This window comes from Amycolatopsis sp. NBC_01307 (assembly GCF_035975215.1).
Taxonomy (GTDB): Bacteria; Actinomycetota; Actinomycetes; order Mycobacteriales; family Pseudonocardiaceae; genus Amycolatopsis.
Map to the genome: position 1 here is coordinate 9,360,633 of NZ_CP108403.1, position 15,467 is coordinate 9,376,099.

General features: G+C 68.1%; 16 protein-coding genes. 15 read left to right on the top strand and 1 reads right to left on the bottom strand.

Annotated features, from left to right (window positions below; genetic code table 11):
• Positions 1-9: 9 nt before the first annotated feature.
• The 4 genes from nusG (at position 10) to OG439_RS41965 (ending at position 3,125) form a co-directional block, all read left to right on the top strand.
• Complete coding sequence (gene nusG / locus OG439_RS41950) at positions 10-864, top strand: transcription termination/antitermination protein NusG (RefSeq protein WP_326945994.1); 855 nt, start codon at positions 10-12, stop codon at positions 862-864.
• A 73-nt stretch (positions 865-937) separates the two neighbouring features.
• On the top strand, positions 938-1,369 hold the full coding sequence (rplK, locus tag OG439_RS41955) for a 50S ribosomal protein L11 (RefSeq protein ID WP_155548843.1): 432 nt from the start codon (positions 938-940) through the stop codon (positions 1,367-1,369).
• Between the two features lie 192 nt (positions 1,370-1,561).
• Positions 1,562-2,281: a 50S ribosomal protein L1 gene (rplA, locus tag OG439_RS41960; RefSeq protein ID WP_326945995.1), complete on the top strand. Its 720-nt coding sequence runs from the start codon at positions 1,562-1,564 to the stop codon at positions 2,279-2,281.
• 70 nt (positions 2,282-2,351) lie between these two features.
• On the top strand, positions 2,352-3,125 hold the full coding sequence (locus tag OG439_RS41965) for an alpha/beta fold hydrolase (RefSeq protein ID WP_326945996.1): 774 nt from the start codon (positions 2,352-2,354) through the stop codon (positions 3,123-3,125).
• Here the strand turns inward: OG439_RS41965 and OG439_RS41970 are convergent.
• On the bottom strand, positions 3,122-3,997 hold the full coding sequence (locus OG439_RS41970; RefSeq protein ID WP_326945997.1) for a hypothetical protein: 876 nt from the start codon (positions 3,995-3,997) through the stop codon (positions 3,122-3,124). The genes OG439_RS41965 and OG439_RS41970 overlap by 4 nt on opposite strands.
• 315 nt (positions 3,998-4,312) lie before the next feature.
• Between OG439_RS41970 and rplJ the strand changes: the two genes are divergently transcribed.
• The 11 genes from rplJ (at position 4,313) to OG439_RS42025 (ending at position 15,467) form a co-directional block, all read left to right on the top strand.
• A complete protein-coding gene (gene rplJ / locus OG439_RS41975) occupies positions 4,313-4,867 on the top strand; it encodes a 50S ribosomal protein L10 (RefSeq protein WP_247060478.1) in 555 nt (184 codons plus the stop codon).
• A 54-nt stretch (positions 4,868-4,921) separates the two neighbouring features.
• Entirely contained in the window at positions 4,922-5,302 is a 381-nt protein-coding gene (rplL, locus tag OG439_RS41980; protein ID WP_326945998.1) for a 50S ribosomal protein L7/L12, read from the top strand.
• 376 nt (positions 5,303-5,678) lie between these two features.
• Complete coding sequence (locus OG439_RS41985) at positions 5,679-6,878, top strand: ABC transporter ATP-binding protein (protein ID WP_326945999.1); 1,200 nt, start codon at positions 5,679-5,681, stop codon at positions 6,876-6,878.
• Positions 6,875-7,669 (top strand): MlaE family ABC transporter permease, encoded by a 795-nt coding sequence (locus OG439_RS41990; protein WP_247060481.1) that lies wholly within the window; start codon positions 6,875-6,877, stop codon positions 7,667-7,669. Before OG439_RS41985 ends, OG439_RS41990 begins: the two co-directional genes overlap by 4 nt.
• A 4-nt stretch (positions 7,670-7,673) precedes the next feature.
• Positions 7,674-8,510: an MlaE family ABC transporter permease gene (locus tag OG439_RS41995; protein ID WP_003060266.1), complete on the top strand. Its 837-nt coding sequence runs from the start codon at positions 7,674-7,676 to the stop codon at positions 8,508-8,510.
• Positions 8,507-9,832: an MCE family protein gene (locus OG439_RS42000; RefSeq protein ID WP_326946000.1), complete on the top strand. Its 1,326-nt coding sequence runs from the start codon at positions 8,507-8,509 to the stop codon at positions 9,830-9,832. Before OG439_RS41995 ends, OG439_RS42000 begins: the two co-directional genes overlap by 4 nt.
• Positions 9,829-10,857, top strand: coding sequence for an MCE family protein (locus tag OG439_RS42005; protein ID WP_326946001.1), 1,029 nt, complete (start codon positions 9,829-9,831; stop codon positions 10,855-10,857). Before OG439_RS42000 ends, OG439_RS42005 begins: the two co-directional genes overlap by 4 nt.
• Positions 10,854-11,840, top strand: a complete 987-nt coding sequence (locus OG439_RS42010; protein WP_326946002.1) for an MCE family protein — start codon at positions 10,854-10,856, stop codon at positions 11,838-11,840. Before OG439_RS42005 ends, OG439_RS42010 begins: the two co-directional genes overlap by 4 nt.
• Positions 11,837-13,021 carry an MCE family protein gene (locus tag OG439_RS42015; RefSeq protein ID WP_326946003.1) on the top strand — a complete coding sequence of 395 codons (1,185 nt, stop codon included), beginning with the start codon at positions 11,837-11,839 and terminating at the stop codon, positions 13,019-13,021. Before OG439_RS42010 ends, OG439_RS42015 begins: the two co-directional genes overlap by 4 nt.
• On the top strand, positions 13,018-14,202 hold the full coding sequence (locus OG439_RS42020) for an MCE family protein (RefSeq protein ID WP_326946004.1): 1,185 nt from the start codon (positions 13,018-13,020) through the stop codon (positions 14,200-14,202). The genes OG439_RS42015 and OG439_RS42020 overlap by 4 nt, the downstream gene beginning before the upstream one ends.
• On the top strand, positions 14,202-15,467 hold the full coding sequence (locus tag OG439_RS42025) for an MlaD family protein (protein WP_326946005.1): 1,266 nt from the start codon (positions 14,202-14,204) through the stop codon (positions 15,465-15,467). Before OG439_RS42020 ends, OG439_RS42025 begins: the two co-directional genes overlap by 1 nt.

The following is a 15,467-nucleotide window of genomic DNA, read 5'->3' on the forward strand; positions in this document are numbered from 1 at the left end:
GGACGGAACGTGACCTCCGACAACGGCACAGCAGCCGGTCAGGAGCTGACCGAGCTTTCCGACGAGCAGGTGCACGCGGCACTCGGTGACGAGGAGTCCGCACACCTGGAACCCGTCGACGTGCCCGAAGCCGAAGAGGTCGACGAAGCCGCCTCCGAGGAAGCCGACTCCGCAGAGGCCGAAACCGCCGAGGTGGCGGACGACGCCGACGCCGAGAGCGCCGAGGCCGAGCCCGCCGCGGCGGACGACGACCCGGTCGCCACGCTGCGCGCCGAACTGGTGGCCGCGCCGGGCGAGTGGTACGTCGTGCACTCCTACGCCGGGTACGAGAACAAGGTGAAGACCAACCTCGAGACCCGCACCACGACGCTGGACGTCGAGGACTACATCTTCCAGATCGAGGTCCCGACCGAAGAGGTCACCGAGATCAAGAACGGCCAGCGCAAGCAGGTGCAGCGCAAGGTGCTGCCCGGCTACATCCTGGTCCGGATGGACCTGAACGACGCCTCGTGGAGCGCGGTGCGCAACACGCCGGGTGTCACCGGGTTCGTCGGCGCCACCTCGCGGCCGTCGCCGCTGACCGTGGACGAGGTGCTGAAGTTCCTCGCCCCGAAGGTCGAGAACGAAGCCCCGGCCAAGGGCAAGGGCGAGTCCGGCTCGGCCTCGGCCCCGCTCGGTGGCCCGGCCGTCGAGGTCGACTTCGAGATCGGCGAGTCGGTCACGGTCATGGACGGCCCGTTCGCGACCCTGCCGGCGACGATCTCCGAGGTCAACGTCGACGGGCAGAAGCTGAAGGTCCTGGTGTCGATCTTCGGCCGGGAGACCCCGGTCGAGCTGTCGTTCACGCAGGTCTCCAAGATCTGACGGCCGCCGCGCGGTCGCAGTCCCCACGTCCACGGCAGGTACGCGGGGAACGTAGTACAGGACAGGAAAAGAAATGCCACCCAAGAAGAAGAAGCTTGCGGCGATCATCAAGCTGCAGATCAAGGCGGGCGCGGCCAACCCCGCTCCGCCGGTCGGCCCGGCTCTGGGCCAGCACGGCGTCAACATCATGGAGTTCTGCAAGGCCTACAACGCCGCGACCGAGTCGCAGCGTGGGGACGTCGTCCCGGTCGAGATCTCCGTGTACGAGGACCGGTCGTTCGACTTCAAGCTGAAGACGCCGCCGGCCGCACGCCTGCTGCTCAAGGCCGCTGGTGTCGAGAAGGGCTCCGGCGAGCCGCACAAGACCAAGGTCGCCAAGGTCACTTGGGACCAGGTCCGCGAGATCGCGAAGACCAAGGAGTCCGACCTCAACGCGCACGACATCGACCAGGCGGCGAAGATCATCGCCGGCACCGCCCGCTCCATGGGCATCACGGTCGTCTGAGTCTTCTGCCTCGACTCCGTCGAGGCGGCGAAATCGCCCAAAGCCGATTTCTTCCCTCCCGATCCGCTCGGCCCGAGGGGCCGATCGAATCGCTCAGTCCAGAAATCGGCGCGATTTCGCGCTGCTCCAGTGGGAGAGCCCAGTGCGGCTCGTCACCACACTGATCCGTTTTGAGAAGTTAAGGACAGAAGCATGACCAAGCACAGCAAGGCTTACCGCCAGGCTGCGGAGCTGATCGACAAGGCGCGGCTGTACGCGCCCCTCGACGCCGCGAAGCTGGCGAAGGAAACCTCCAAGACCAAGATGGACGCGACCGTCGAGGTCGCGATGCGTCTCGGTGTGGACCCGCGCAAGGCCGACCAGATGGTCCGCGGCACCGTGAACCTGCCGCACGGCACCGGTAAGACCGCCCGCGTCATCGTCTTCGCGGTCGGCGACAAGGCCGCCGAGGCCGAAGCCGCCGGCGCCGACGCGGTCGGCACCGACGAGCTGATCGAGCGCATCCAGGGTGGCTGGCTCGACTTCGACGCCGCGATCGCGACGCCGGACCAGATGGCCAAGGTGGGCCGCATCGCCCGCATCCTCGGCCCGCGTGGCCTGATGCCGAACCCGAAGACCGGCACCGTGACCCCCGCGGTCACCAAGGCGGTCCAGGACATCAAGGGCGGAAAGATCAACTTCCGCGTCGACAAGCAGGCCAACCTGCACCTGGTGATCGGCAAGGCTTCTTTCGACACCGAGAAGCTGGTCGAGAACTACGCGGCGGCGCTGGACGAGATCCTCCGCGCCAAGCCGTCGTCCGCGAAGGGTCGTTACCTGAAGAAGGTCACCTTCGCCACGACGATGGGCCCGGGCATCCCGGTCGACCCGCTGCGGACCCGCAACCTCCTCTCCGAGGACGCGAACGTCTGAGTCGGACATCACCGGAAAGGGCGCTCCCGCTTGCTGCGGGGGCGCCCTTTCTTCGTGTCTCATGGACGTCATGCCGACTTTCGCGTCGTTCGACGGGCTCCAGCTGAACTACACCGTGTGGGAGGGCGAAGGCGCCGCCCGCCCGGTGCTGCTGCAGCACGGTTTCGCCGCCGACACGAACGCGAACTGGATCTCCACCGGCGTCGTCGCCGCCCTGCGCAGGGCCGGCCTCACAGTCATCTCCCTGGACGCCCGCGGCCACGGCCGCTCGGAGAAACCGCACGACGAGTCCCGCTACACCGAGACGACGATGGCCCGCGACGTCTCAGCGTTGCTGGACGAGCTGGCCCTCGACGAGGTCTCGATGGTCGGCTACTCGATGGGCGCGATCATCGCCCTGGCAGCAACGGCGGCGGACAAGCGCATCCGCCGCCTCGCGACGGGCGGCGTGGGCTCAGGCATCGTCGACTTCGGCGGGGTGGACCTACGCGTCGTCAAGCCGGCCGACATCGCCTCGGCTCTGCTGGCGGAGGACCCGACCACGGTCCCACCATCCGGAGTCCCCTTCCGCCTCTTGGCCGACGCCGTCGGCGGCGACCGCCAGGCCCTGGCGGCGGTGGCACTGGCGTCGCGCGAGGGAGTGGTGGACCTGTCGGCCATCGGCGTCCCGACGCTGGTCCTGGCGGGCGACCAGGACGTCTTGGCAGCAGAACCCGAACGCCTGGCGGCGGCGATCGCCGGAGCGCGCTTGGTCCGAATCCCGGGCGACCACATGACGGCGGTCATGGCCCCGGCGTTCTCGGAGGCCTTGATGTCGTTCCTGTCGGCCCCGCACCCGCGCTAGCGATTCCCCGTCGGGGGAGCGGGGCACGTGCCCGGGTCGTTGGAATGACCGGTGATCAGCCACTGCCCCAGCTCCACCTTGGTGAGCGTGAAGCTTCCCAGAAGCGGTCCGCCCTGCACGCTGTACCAGCACGAGTGAATGGTCATCGGGCTTTGGATCAGCATGCTGGAGATGGGTCGCACGGCGTAGATGTAGGAGTTCATGTCCGTGACCTTGCCGCTCAAGGCCGGTACGGCCGAAGCGCAGTCCGGGTAACCGAGGTCGCGGCCGAACTGCAGCTGGGCCTCGTTGCTCATCAGGAGACAGACGTGGTCGACCTTGCTCTCCGGTGAATCCGGCTTGCCGATCGCGTCGTAGATCCCGCGTACCGCTTGGAACGGGTCGGTGGGCAGGCTCTGGTTGGTGTGGTACTTGCCCCCTCCGTGCTGCACGAAGGTCTGCGTGTCCTCGCCTTTGTCGCTGGGAAAGTAGTGGTTGTACAGCCACGTTCCCGCCACCACCAGCACCACGAACGCCAGCACCCACGCGATGATCTTCTTGCCCAGCCACGTCAGCCACTTCGGTGCGGGACGTCGGCGGCGCTCCGCCGGGACGAGTTCGTGCGACGGGCCCGGCGGGAGCGGTGGCTGACCGCCCGAATACTGCTGGACCTGACCCGCTCCAGGTTGTGGCGCCGGTTGGTTGCCCTGCTGGGTCTGGGTGAACCTCAGGTAGTCCTGGAACTGCTGGAACTGGCGGAACTGCTCCAGCTCCGCCGGATCGACCGGCGGCGGAGAAAGCGGCGAGGGTGGAGAAGGCGGCGTAGCGGGCGTGTTCGAGCCCGCCGGTTCGACTTCCGCGCCCGGCTTTCCGTCATCACGCTGCTCCGCCACGTGACCATGATGCCCTCCGGAGCACGCGAAGGAACCCCCAGCCGCCCTAAACGCAGGTCAGCGGAGGGGCGAACGAAGCCCGTCAAACCCACCAGCTATAGTTACCGACAGTTCTACCGAAGACCGCTGGTTATCCGAGTGCCCCCACGGACACGAGGAACGAAGGCCCCGCATCGCCGGGCGGCCCGCGCAGGAGGAACGAGGCCGGACACACTCGTGTGCCCATCAACGCCCCGCGCCTGTTGCGCGAGGGCGTTTTGTCGTTTCGGGGGCTCTTCGGGCCAGTGGAAACACTAGCCAAGAGAGGAGGCGACCATGGCGAAGCCCGACAAGGTGGCGGCCGTCGCCGAGATCGCGGAGAGCTTCCGCAGCAGCTCGGCCACCGTCGTTACCCAGTACACCGGCCTCTCCGTGTCCCAGCTGTCTCAGCTGCGCCGCGCTCTCGGCACCAGTGCCAAGTACCGGGTCGCGAAGAACACCCTCGTCAAGCGGGCCGCCGAGGACGCCGGCGTCACGGGGCTCGAAGACCTGTTCGTCGGCGCGACCGCCATCGCCTTCGTCGAGGGTGAAGCGGTCGACGCCGCCAAGGCGCTTCGCGACTTCGCGAAGGACAACAACGCGCTTGTGATCAAGGGCGGCTACATGGACGGCAAAGCGCTGTCCGTGGACGAGATCAACAAGATCGCCGATCTCGACAGCCGTGAGGTCCTGCTCGCCAAGGCGGCGGGCGCGTTCAAGGCGAAGCTGTCCCAGGCCGCCGCGCTGTTCCAGGCGCCGGCGTCCCAGGTCGCCCGCCTGGCTGCCGCGCTGGAGGAGAAGCAGCGCAACGCCACCGGTACCGAAGCAGCCGAAGCACCCGCCGAGAGCTGATCCACCCCCCATCCCGAACGTTTTCTTAGTTCGTTTTTCTGAGAGGAAGCCATCATGGCGAAGCTGAGCACCGCCGAGCTGATCGACGCCTTCAAGGAGCTCACCCTCCTCGAGCTGTCCGAGTTCGTGAAGGAGTTCGAGGAGACCTTCGACGTCACCGCCGCCGCTCCGGCCGCTGCCGCCGCGCCGGTCGCCGCCGCTGCCGCCCCGGTCGAGGAGCAGGACGAGTTCGACGTCGTCCTCGAGGGCGCGGGCGACAAGAAGATCCAGGTCATCAAGGTCGTCCGTGAGGTCGTCTCGGGTCTGGGCCTGAAGGAGGCCAAGGAGCTGGTCGAGGCCGCTCCCAAGGCCCTCCTGGAGAAGGTCGACAAGGAGGCCGCCGAGGCCGCCAAGGAGAAGCTCGAGGCTGCGGGCGCCAAGATCTCCATCAAGTGATCTCGGGCGCGTAAGCGCCTACGCACCACCTCGTGAAGGGGCGGGCACCCACCGGGTGCCCGCCCCTTCGCTGTGCGATCCCCTAGGAGCGGTGTCCGGTCGGCCCCGGGGTCCCTAAATCGTGGGTTCGGGGCTTGGTTGCCCTGCGACCACGCATTCCGTCGACTAAGTTGCCGCTAGTTGCCGATCACGGCGGGGTGACGATGCCGTCGGGGCTGGCCAGAAAAGAAAACTCGTGAGTAACCTGTTCGCACTCAGCTCGTTGCACCTGGTTGACGCGGGTTCTCGGGGCCCGGAGGCCCACATCCGCCGCCGACGTGGGGTGGCATGGGTGTGGCAGCGGGCGCAATGACGCGGAACAGCTCCTGGAGGTGCGATGGGTGCCGAGGTGGTCATCGAAGGTCTGACGAAGTCCTTCGGTAAGCAGGCCATCTGGCGGGACGTCACGTTGACGCTGCCTCCGGGCGAGGTGTCGGCGATGCTCGGCCCGTCGGGAACCGGTAAGTCGGTGTTCCTCAAGTCGATGATCGGGCTGCTCAAGCCGGATCGCGGCCGCTGCGTGATCAACGGGGTGGACATCGTCACCTGCTCCGAGCACAAGCTCTACGAGATCCGGAAGCTCTTCGGCGTCCTCTTCCAGGACGGCGCGCTGTTCGGCTCGATGAACCTCTACGACAACGTCGCGTTCCCGCTGCGGGAGCACACGAAGAAGTCCGAGACCGAGATCCGGCAGATCGTCCGCGAGAAGCTCGAGATGACCGGTCTCGCCGGCGCCGACAAGAAGCTGCCGGGCGAGATCTCCGGCGGGATGCGCAAGCGCGCCGGCCTGGCCCGCGCGCTCGTGCTGGACCCCGAGATCATCCTGGTCGACGAGCCGGACTCCGGCCTCGACCCGGTCCGCACCACCTACATCTCGCAGCTGTTCCTCGACGTCAACGCGCAGATCGACGCGACGTTCCTGATCGTCACGCACAACATCAACCTGGCCCGGACCGTGCCGGACAACCTGGGCATGCTCTTCCGCAAGGAACTGGTCATGTTCGGCCCGCGCGAGGTGCTGCTGACCAGCGAAGAGCCGGTCGTCAAGCAGTTCCTCAACGGCAAGATGCAGGGTCCGATCGGCATGTCCGAGGAGAAGGACTCCGCGCAGATGGCCGCCGAGCAGGCGATGTTCGACGCCGGGCACCACGCGGGCGGCGTCGAGGACGTCACCGGCGTGCCGCCGCAGATGCAGACGACGCCGGGGGTGCCGACCCGGATGGGCGCGGTCCGCCGCAAGGACCGGGTCATGGAGATCATGCACCGGCTGCCGGACGCCGCGCAGCAGAGCATCATCGCCTCGCTGAGCCCCGAGGAGCAGCGCCACTACGGCGTCAGCCCGCGGCAGGTGGCGCAGGCCCAGCAGCAACAGCAGCAGGTCCCGGCCGGCGCGCGCCAGGGTGACGGCGTCCCGAACCAGCACCACGGCCAGCTGCCCGCCGACCAGGTCGCCCGGATTCCCGGCGGCCAGCAGCCGAGACCCGGTGGCTCGCACCGGATGCCCCCGCCGCCGAACAACGGGCCAGGTGGCAGGTGAGCTCTCCCGCTTCACAGGCGAAGATCCCCGGGATCGGCATCCTCCGCGAAACCGGGAACCTGTTCGCTCTCGGCCTCGACATCGTTCGTGGCATCTTCCAGCGCCCGTTCCAGCTGCGGGAGTTCATCCAGCAGGCCTGGTTCATCGCGAGCGTGACGATCCTGCCGACGGCTCTCGTGGCCATCCCCTTCGGCGCGGTCATCTCGCTGCAGTTCGGTTCGCTCGCCCGCCAGCTGGGCGCGCAGTCCTACACCGGCGCGGGCTCCGTGCTCGCCACCGTGCAGCAGGCCAGCCCGCTGGTCACCGCGCTGCTGGTGGCGGGCGCGGGCGGCTCGGCCGTCTGCGCCGACATCGGCGCCCGGACCATCCGCGAAGAGATCGCCGCGATGGAGGTGCTGGGCGTCTCCGCCGTGCAGCGGCTGATCGTCCCGCGCACCCTCGCGATGATGCTCGTCGCGCTGCTGCTCAACGGCATGGTCAGCGTCATCGGCGTGCTGGGCGGCTACTTCTTCAACGTCGTGCTGCAGGGCGGGACGCCGGGTGCGTACCTGGCGAGCTTCTCCGCCCTGGCCCAGCTGCCCGACCTGTGGGTCGGTGAACTGAAGGCGCTGATCTTCGGGTTCATCGCCGCCGTCGTCGCGTCCTACCGGGGTCTCAACCCCACCGGAGGCCCCAAGGGCGTCGGGGACGCGGTGAACCAGTCGGTGGTCATCACGTTCCTCATGCTGTTCGTCGTGAACTTCGTGATCACCCTGATCTACCTGCAGATCGTGCCCGGAAAGCTGGACTAGCGCCATGACGTTCCTCCAGGGCGCGAAACGCGTCGCCAACCGACCTCTCCAGACGCTGGACACCCTCGGTGACCAGATGTCGTTCTACGGCCGCGCGCTGCTGTGGACGCCGCGGACCCTGCGCCGCTACACCAAGGAAGTCCTCCGGCTGCTGGCCGAGGTGAGCTTCGGTTCCGGCTCGTTGGCGGTCATCGGCGGCACGGTCGGCGTGATGGTCGGCCTGACGCTGTTCACCGGTGTCCTCGTCGGCCTCCAGGGCTACTCGGCGCTGAACTCGATCGGGACGTCGGCCTTCACCGGCTTCCTGACGGCGTTCTTCAACACCCGCGAGATCGCGCCGCTGGTCGCCGGCCTCGCCCTGAGCGCGACGGTCGGCGCCGGGTTCACCGCGCAGCTCGGCGCGATGCGGATCTCCGAGGAGATCGACGCGCTCGAGGTGATGGGCGTGCCGAGCCTGCCGTACCTGGTGACGACCCGGATCATCGCCGGGTTCGTCGCGGTCATCCCGCTCTACATCATCGGCCTGCTGAGCTCGTACCTCGCGTCGAGACTGGTCGTGATCTACATCTACAACCAGTCGGCCGGTACCTACGACCACTACTTCGACCTGTTCCTGCCACCGCAGGACGTGCTCTATTCGTTCATCAAGGTGCTGCTCTTCAGCGTCCTGATCATCCTGTCGCACTGCTACTTCGGGTACCGGGCCACCGGTGGCCCGGCCGGTGTCGGCGTGGCGGTGGGCAAGGCGGTCCGGCTCTCGATCGTCACGGTCTCGATCATGAACTTCTTCATCGGTTTCGCCATCTGGGGAACCGACGTCACGGTAAGGATCGCGGGATGACCACGTTGCGACGCAGGCTGCTGGGCCTGCTGCTGGTCGCCGTGATGGTCGGCGGCGTGGCGCTCTCCATCGCGCTCTACGACAAGGCCTTCACCTCATTCGTCATGGTGAAGCTGCGGGCCGACAAGATCGGCAACCAGCTGATCCAGCAGTCCGACGTCAAGGTCCGCGGCCTGATCGTCGGCTCGGTCAAGGACATCTCGGCCACTGCCGACGGCGCCGAGCTGACGCTCGCGCTGAACCCGGAGTCGGCGAAGCTGATCCCGGAGAACGTCTCGGCGCGGTTCCTGCCGAAGACGCTCTTCGGTGAGCGCTTCGTCTCGCTGGAGATCCCCGCCAAGCCGTCGGCGAAGACGCTCGCCAACGGCGACGTGATCCCGCAGGACCGGACGTCGAGCGCGGTCGAGCTGGAGCAGGCGTTCTCGCACCTGCTGCCGGTGCTGCAGGCGGTCCAGCCGCAGAAGCTGTCGGCGACGCTCACCGCGATCTCGACCGCGCTGTCCGGCCGCGGCGACCAGCTCGGTGACACGCTCACCCAGCTGGGCAGCTACATCGGCGAGCTGAACCCGCACGAGCCGGAGCTGCAGCACAACCTCAAGGCGCTCGCGGAGTTCTCCGACCACCTCAAGGACTCGGCGCCGGACCTGGTGCAGAGCCTCGACAACCTGAGCACGACGACCCGCACCGTGGTCGACCAGCAGCAGAACCTGTCGAACCTCTACGGCACCCTGACCCAGGCTTCCGTGGACCTGCAGACGTTCCTGCAGAACAACAAGGACAACATCATCTCCCTCGCCTCCACCGCCCGGCCGACGGCCGAGCTGCTGGCGAAGTACGCGCCGGAGTACCCCTGCGTGATCTCCCAGATGGCCAAGAACGTCCCGCTGATCGACCAGGCGCTGGGCAAGGGCACCGACCAGCCCGGCCTGCACGCGACGATCGAGGTCGTCGTGCCGCGCGCGCCGTACGAAGCGGGCAAGGAAGAGCCGCGGTTCGACGACAAGCGCGGCCCGCGGTGCTACGACTCGGACAAGCTGCCGAACCCGTTCCCCTCGGAGCCGCCGGACGGCGCCTTCAAGGACGGCACGATCCACCAGACCGCGCCGAAGACCGTCGGTGAGGGCCTCAACCCGGCCAACTTCAAGGCCGACGCGACCGGCAGCAACGGTTCCGGTGGCGACCTGGCCTACTCCACGGCGGAGCAGGGCTTCCTGGCCGACCTGCTCGGCCCGCAGCTCGGCATGAACGCCGCGGACGTCCCCAGCTGGAGCGCGCTGCTCGTCGGCCCGCTGTACCGGGGCGCGGAGGTGACGGTCAAGTGAGGGGACTGCTCGCACCGCTGATCAAGCTCGGCGTCTTCGTGGTCGTCACCGTGCTGTTCACGACGATCCTCGGGATCAGCATCGCCAACATCAACACGACCAGCACCAACGCCTACAAGGCGCGCTTCACCGACGCGACGCTCCTGCTGCCCAACGACGACGTCCGCATCGCCGGCGTCCGGGTCGGGCAGGTCAAGGACGTCAAGATCGTCGACAAGCGCCAGGCCGAGGTCGAGTTCGAGGTCGACGCCGGCCGGCAGCTGCCGGCCGGGGTGACCGCGCAGATCAAGTTCCGCAACCTGGTCGGCCAGCGCTACGTCTCGCTCGGCGAGGGGGCCGACACCTCCGGCAAGACGCTCGGCCCCGGCGGCACCATCCCGCTGGACCGGACCCAGCCGGCGCTGGACCTGACCGAGCTGTTCAACGGCTTCAAGCCGCTGTTCACCGCGCTCAACCCGGACGACGTCAACAAGCTGTCCTACGAGGTCATCCAGGTCCTGCAGGGCGAGGGCGGCACCGTGGAGAGCCTGCTGTCGCACACCGCGTCGCTGGCCACCACGATCGCCGACAAGGACCAGGTCATCGGCCAGGTCATCGACAACCTCAACTCGGTGCTCGACACGGTCAACGCGCACACCCCGCAGCTCAACGACCTGATCGTGAAGCTGCAGCAGCTGGTGTCCGGGCTGGCCGCGGACCGCAAGCCGATCGGCGACGCGATCGAGAGCCTCGGCAACCTGGCCCAGACGACGTCCGGCCTGCTCGGCGAGGCCCGCGAACCGCTGAAGAACGACATCAGCGCGCTGGGCACGCTGACCGACAAGCTCAACAAGAACGAGCCGGAGCTGGAGCACTTCATCCAGTTCCTGCCGGAGAAGGTCAGCACGCTGACCCGCACCGCGGACTACGGCTCCTGGTTCAACTTCTACGCCTGCGAGTTCTCCGGGAGCGTCAGCTTGCCGCCACTGATCAACAACGTCGCGATCCCGCTGGTGCCCCTCAACCGGGAGAGGTGCACGGGATGAAGTCCTTCCAGAAGCGCAACCCCGTCCCGATCGCGCTGGTCGGCATCGCCGTCCTCGCGCTGGCGTTCATCGCCGCGCTGAACTCCGAGGACCTGCCGGTGATCGGCGGCGGCACGACCTACACCGCCGAGTTCAGCGAGGCGTCCGGGCTGCAGACCGACAACGACGTCCGGATCGCCGGCGTCAAGGTCGGCAAGATCAGCGACATCGCGCTCGACGGCGCGTCGGTGAAGGTGTCGTTCAAGGTCAAGGACGCCTGGCTGGGCGACCGGACGAGCGCCGCGATCAAGATCAAGACGCTGCTCGGGCAGAAGTACCTGTCGCTGGACCCGCAGGGCGAGGGCGCGCTCAACCCGGGCGCGGCCATCCCGCGGGACCGCACGATGGCCCCCTACGACGTCCTCGACGCGTTCCGCGGCCTCTCGCAGACCGTCGACGACATCGACACCAAGCAGCTGGCGCAGAGCTTCGACACCATCTCGGGGACCTTCGCCAACACGCCGCAGGACGTGAAGGGCGCGCTGTCGGGGCTGTCGAAGCTGTCCGACACGATCGCCTCGCGCGACAGCCAGCTGTCGAACCTGCTGGCCAACACCCGCGAGGTGTCGCAGACGCTCGTCGACCGCGACGCCGAGGTGCAGAAGCTGCTCACCGACGGCAACGCGCTGCTCGGCGAGCTGGCCAAGCGCGAGGACGCGATCACGTCGCTGCTCAACGGCTCCCGCGAGCTGGCGACGCAGCTGCAGGGCCTGATCGACGACAACGGCAAGCAGCTGGACCCGGTGCTCACCCAGCTCGACCAGCTGACGTCGATGCTGCAGCGCAACCAGGACGCGCTGGGCCAGGGCATCGCGAAGTTCGCGCCGTTCATCCGCGTCTTCACCAACACCATCGGCAACGGCCGCTGGTTCGACAACTACATCTGCGGCCTGGTCCTGCCGTCGTTCGGTCCGCTCAACGAAGAGGGGTGCTACACGAAATGAGTGACACCCGCTTCGGCCAGTCCCTGACCCGGGGCTTCACCATCGCGATCGTCCTCGCGCTCGTCGTCGCCGGCGGGATCTGGTGGACGCTCAAGGACGCCGGCCGCAACCACCTGACCGCGTACTTCGCCGGCACCGTCGGCCTGTACGAGGGCAACAGCGTGCGGATGCTCGGCGTCGACATGGGCACGGTCACCAAGATCCAGCCCATGGGCAACCAGGTGAAGGTCGACTTCGAGTACGACCGCTCGGTCGCCGTCCCGGCCGACGCCAAGGCGCTGATCGTGGCGCCGTCGCTGGTCTCGGACCGCTACGTCCAGCTGGCCCCGGCCTACACCGGCGGCCCGCGGATCTCCGACGGCGCCGTCATCGGCCTCGACCGCACCGAGGTGCCCCTCGAGGTCGACCAGCTCGCCGCCAGCCTCGCCAAGGTCAGCGAGACCCTCGGCCCCAACGGCGTCAACAAGCAGGGGTCGCTGTCGAACCTGCTGAACACCGCGGCGGCCAACGTCGACGGCAACGGCCAGGCCCTGCACGACACGATCACCAAGCTCGGCCAGGCGGCCGGCACGCTGGCCGGCAACAAGGACGACCTGTTCTCCACGGTCGAGAACCTCGGCAAGTTCTCGCAGTCGCTGGCCGACTCCGACAGCCAGGTCCGCACCTTCGAGGGCCAGCTCGCCGACGTCAGCGGCTACCTGGCGTCCGAAAAGGACAACCTGGCCGCGACCGTGCAGCAGCTGGGCACCACGCTCACCTCGGTACAGGCGTTCATCGACCAGAACCACGACCGGCTCAAGTCCAATGTGGACAAGCTGGCCGGCATCACCAACGTGCTCGTCGACCAGCGCAGCTCGCTCGCCGAGATCCTCGACGTCGCGCCGGTCGGCCTGAGCAACCTGGTCAACACCTACAACGGCGCGGCCGGCACGCTCGACGCCCGGCCGAACCTCAACGAGCTGACCCAGCCACCGCTGGTGATGATCTGCCGGCTGCTCAAGCAGGTCGGCACCAACAGCATCCCGGACGTGCTCGGCAACGCCTGCGAGAACATCGCCGGCGTGGTCGACAAGGTGATCCCGCTGCCGTCCCTGGCGCAGACCCTGCAGGCCCTGCAGTCCGGTCAGCTGCCGCCATTGCCGCTGCCCATCGCCGGGCAGCTCTTCGGAGGTGGCCAGTGAGGAAGCTGCTGACCGTCGGAGCGCTGGTGACGGCGTCCGCGCTGGTGCTCACCGGCTGCTCGTTCAAGGGCATCTACGACCTGCCGCTGCCCGGCGGCGCCGACCTCGGCGACCACCCGTACACGGTGAACGTCGAGTTCCGGGACGTCCTCGACCTGACGCCGAAGGCGGGCGTGAAGGTCAACGAGGTGCCGGTCGGGCAGGTCGAGAACGTCGGCCTCACCAAGGACGGCTGGCACGCGCTGGTGACCCTCAAGGTCAACGGCGACGTCAAGCTGCCGGCCAACGCGCTGGCCAACGTGAAGCAGTCCAGCCTGCTCGGCGAGAAGTACGTCGAGCTGGCTTCGCCCGGTGACGACCAGGCCCAGGGCAAGCTCGCCGACAACGCGACGATCCCGCTGGCCAGGACGAACCGCAGCGTCGAGGTCGAAGAGCTGCTCGGCGCGCTGTCCCTGCTGCTCAACGGCGGTGGTGTCGACCAGCTCAACACCATCACCAAGGAGCTCAACAACGCGACGTCGGGCCGCGAGCCGGACATCAAGGCGCTGCTGGACAACGCGAACCTGCTGGTCACCAACCTGGACAACCAGTCGAAGAACATCACCCGCGCCCTCGACGGGCTCAACCGGCTCTCCTCGACGCTCAACGACCAGAAGGACAAGCTGGTCGGCGCGGTCGACAACCTCGGGCCCGGCCTCGGCGTGCTCGAGTCGCAGCGCGGCCAGCTCGTCACGATGCTCAACGCGCTGAACAACCTCTCCGGCGTGGCCACCGAGACGGTGAACGCGTCGCAGAAGGACCTCGTCGCCGACCTGAAGGCGCTGACGCCGACGCTGCAGAAGCTCGGCGAGGCGGGCAACGACCTGCCGAAGGCACTGCAGATCCTGCTGACGTTCCCGTTCAGCGACCAGGCCGTCAACGGCGTCAAGGGCGACTACTTCAACCTGTACGCCAAGGTCGACCTGAACCTGCAGAACATCGTCAGCAACCTGGGCAACAGCCGGCAGAACATCCTGAACGGGCAGCTCCCGCTCCCGGGCCTGACCGGTGGCGTCGAGGGCACGCCCGCCAACCAGCCGCCGCCGCTGCCGATCCCCGGTGACAGCGGTCAGACGGGTCAACCCGGGAAGTCGTCCGGCCTGTCCGGGCTCTTCGGTCTCCTGTCGGGAGGTAACGGCTGATGCTGGTGCGCAGGACGAGGTTCCAGCTGGTCGCGTTCGCGATCATCTCGATCGCCGCCATCGTGTACGCGCTGATCCGGTTCGCCGGGCTCGGCACGGTGTTCGGCAACAGCGGTTACACGGTGAAGCTCGAGCTCAACGAGTCGGGCGGCATCTTCACCAACGCCGAGGTCACCTACCGCGGCTTCAACGTCGGCCGGGTGGGGGAGCTGCGGCTCACCCAGACCGGCCTGGAGGCGGACCTCGACATCGACCCGTCGGCGCCGCAGGTCCCCGCGGACCTCGACGCCGTCGTCGCCAACCGCTCGGCCGTCGGTGAGCAGTACGTCGACCTGCGGCCCAAGGGCGACAAGGGCCCGTACCTCGCGGCGGGCTCGGTCATCCCGGCGAACAAGACGACCACCCCGGTCAGCACCGACCGGCTGATCGGCGACCTCGACTCGCTCGCGGCGTCGGTCCCGGTCGACTCGCTGCGCACCGTCGTCGACGAGTCCTACGACGCCTTCCAGGGCACCGGCGGCGACCTGCAGAAGCTGCTCGACACCGCGCGCAGCTTCACCACGACGGCGCAGCAGTACCTGCCGCAGACGATCCAGCTGCTCGACGCCGGCGGCCAGGTGCTCGACACGCAGAACGACGAGGCGCAGAACTTCGCGTCGTTCAGCAAGAGCCTCAACGAGCTCACCGGCACGTTGAAGAACTCCGACGGCGACCTGCGCAAGCTCATCGGCATCACGCCGCAGGTGGCGTCGCAGATCAGCCAGGTGCTGGCCGAGTCCGGCCCGGGCCTGGGCGCGCTGACGGCGAACCTGCTCACCACGGCCAACCTGACCGTGACCCGGCTGGACGGCATCGAACAGGGCCTGGTGACGTACCCGGCGCTGGCCGGCGCGGCCAGCAGCGTGGCGCCGGGTGACGGCACCGCGCACCTCGGGCTGGTGCTCAACCTCTTCAACCCGCCGGCCTGCACCAAGGGCTACATCCCGTACCAGCAGTACCGGACGGGGGCCGACCTTTCGGCGAAGCCGGCGAAGGAAGACGCGTACTGTGCCGAACCGAAGGGCAGCCCGATCAACGTGCGCGGCGCGCAGAACGCCCCGTACAACGGGGTGCCGGTGGCGCCGAGCAACAGCGACGTCGCGGCGAACGCGAACCGGCCGGCCGACGAGCTGGCCGAGGAGCGGAACACGCGGGGCGTGCCCGGCATCATCGGCAGCCCCGGCGTCAGCCTCAACAGCCTGGGTTCGCTGCTCGGGCTCGCCTGA

Excerpts from the sequence above, each read along its gene's own strand:
- rplA (WP_326945995.1), top strand. The coding sequence starts at position 1,562 with ATGACCAAGCACAGCAAGGCTTACCGCCAGGCTGCGGAGCTGATCGAC.
- OG439_RS41995 (WP_003060266.1), top strand. The coding sequence starts at position 7,674 with ATGACGTTCCTCCAGGGCGCGAAACGCGTCGCCAACCGACCTCTCCAG.
- rplL (WP_326945998.1), top strand. The coding sequence starts at position 4,922 with ATGGCGAAGCTGAGCACCGCCGAGCTGATCGACGCCTTCAAGGAGCTC.
- OG439_RS42015 (WP_326946003.1), top strand. The coding sequence starts at position 11,837 with ATGAGTGACACCCGCTTCGGCCAGTCCCTGACCCGGGGCTTCACCATC.
- OG439_RS41985 (WP_326945999.1), top strand. The coding sequence starts at position 5,679 with ATGGGTGCCGAGGTGGTCATCGAAGGTCTGACGAAGTCCTTCGGTAAG.
- OG439_RS42025 (WP_326946005.1), top strand. The coding sequence starts at position 14,202 with ATGCTGGTGCGCAGGACGAGGTTCCAGCTGGTCGCGTTCGCGATCATC.
- OG439_RS42010 (WP_326946002.1), top strand. The coding sequence starts at position 10,854 with ATGAAGTCCTTCCAGAAGCGCAACCCCGTCCCGATCGCGCTGGTCGGC.
- rplJ (WP_247060478.1), top strand. The coding sequence starts at position 4,313 with ATGGCGAAGCCCGACAAGGTGGCGGCCGTCGCCGAGATCGCGGAGAGC.
- OG439_RS42000 (WP_326946000.1), top strand. The coding sequence starts at position 8,507 with ATGACCACGTTGCGACGCAGGCTGCTGGGCCTGCTGCTGGTCGCCGTG.
- rplK (WP_155548843.1), top strand. The coding sequence starts at position 938 with ATGCCACCCAAGAAGAAGAAGCTTGCGGCGATCATCAAGCTGCAGATC.
- OG439_RS41965 (WP_326945996.1), top strand. The coding sequence starts at position 2,352 with ATGCCGACTTTCGCGTCGTTCGACGGGCTCCAGCTGAACTACACCGTG.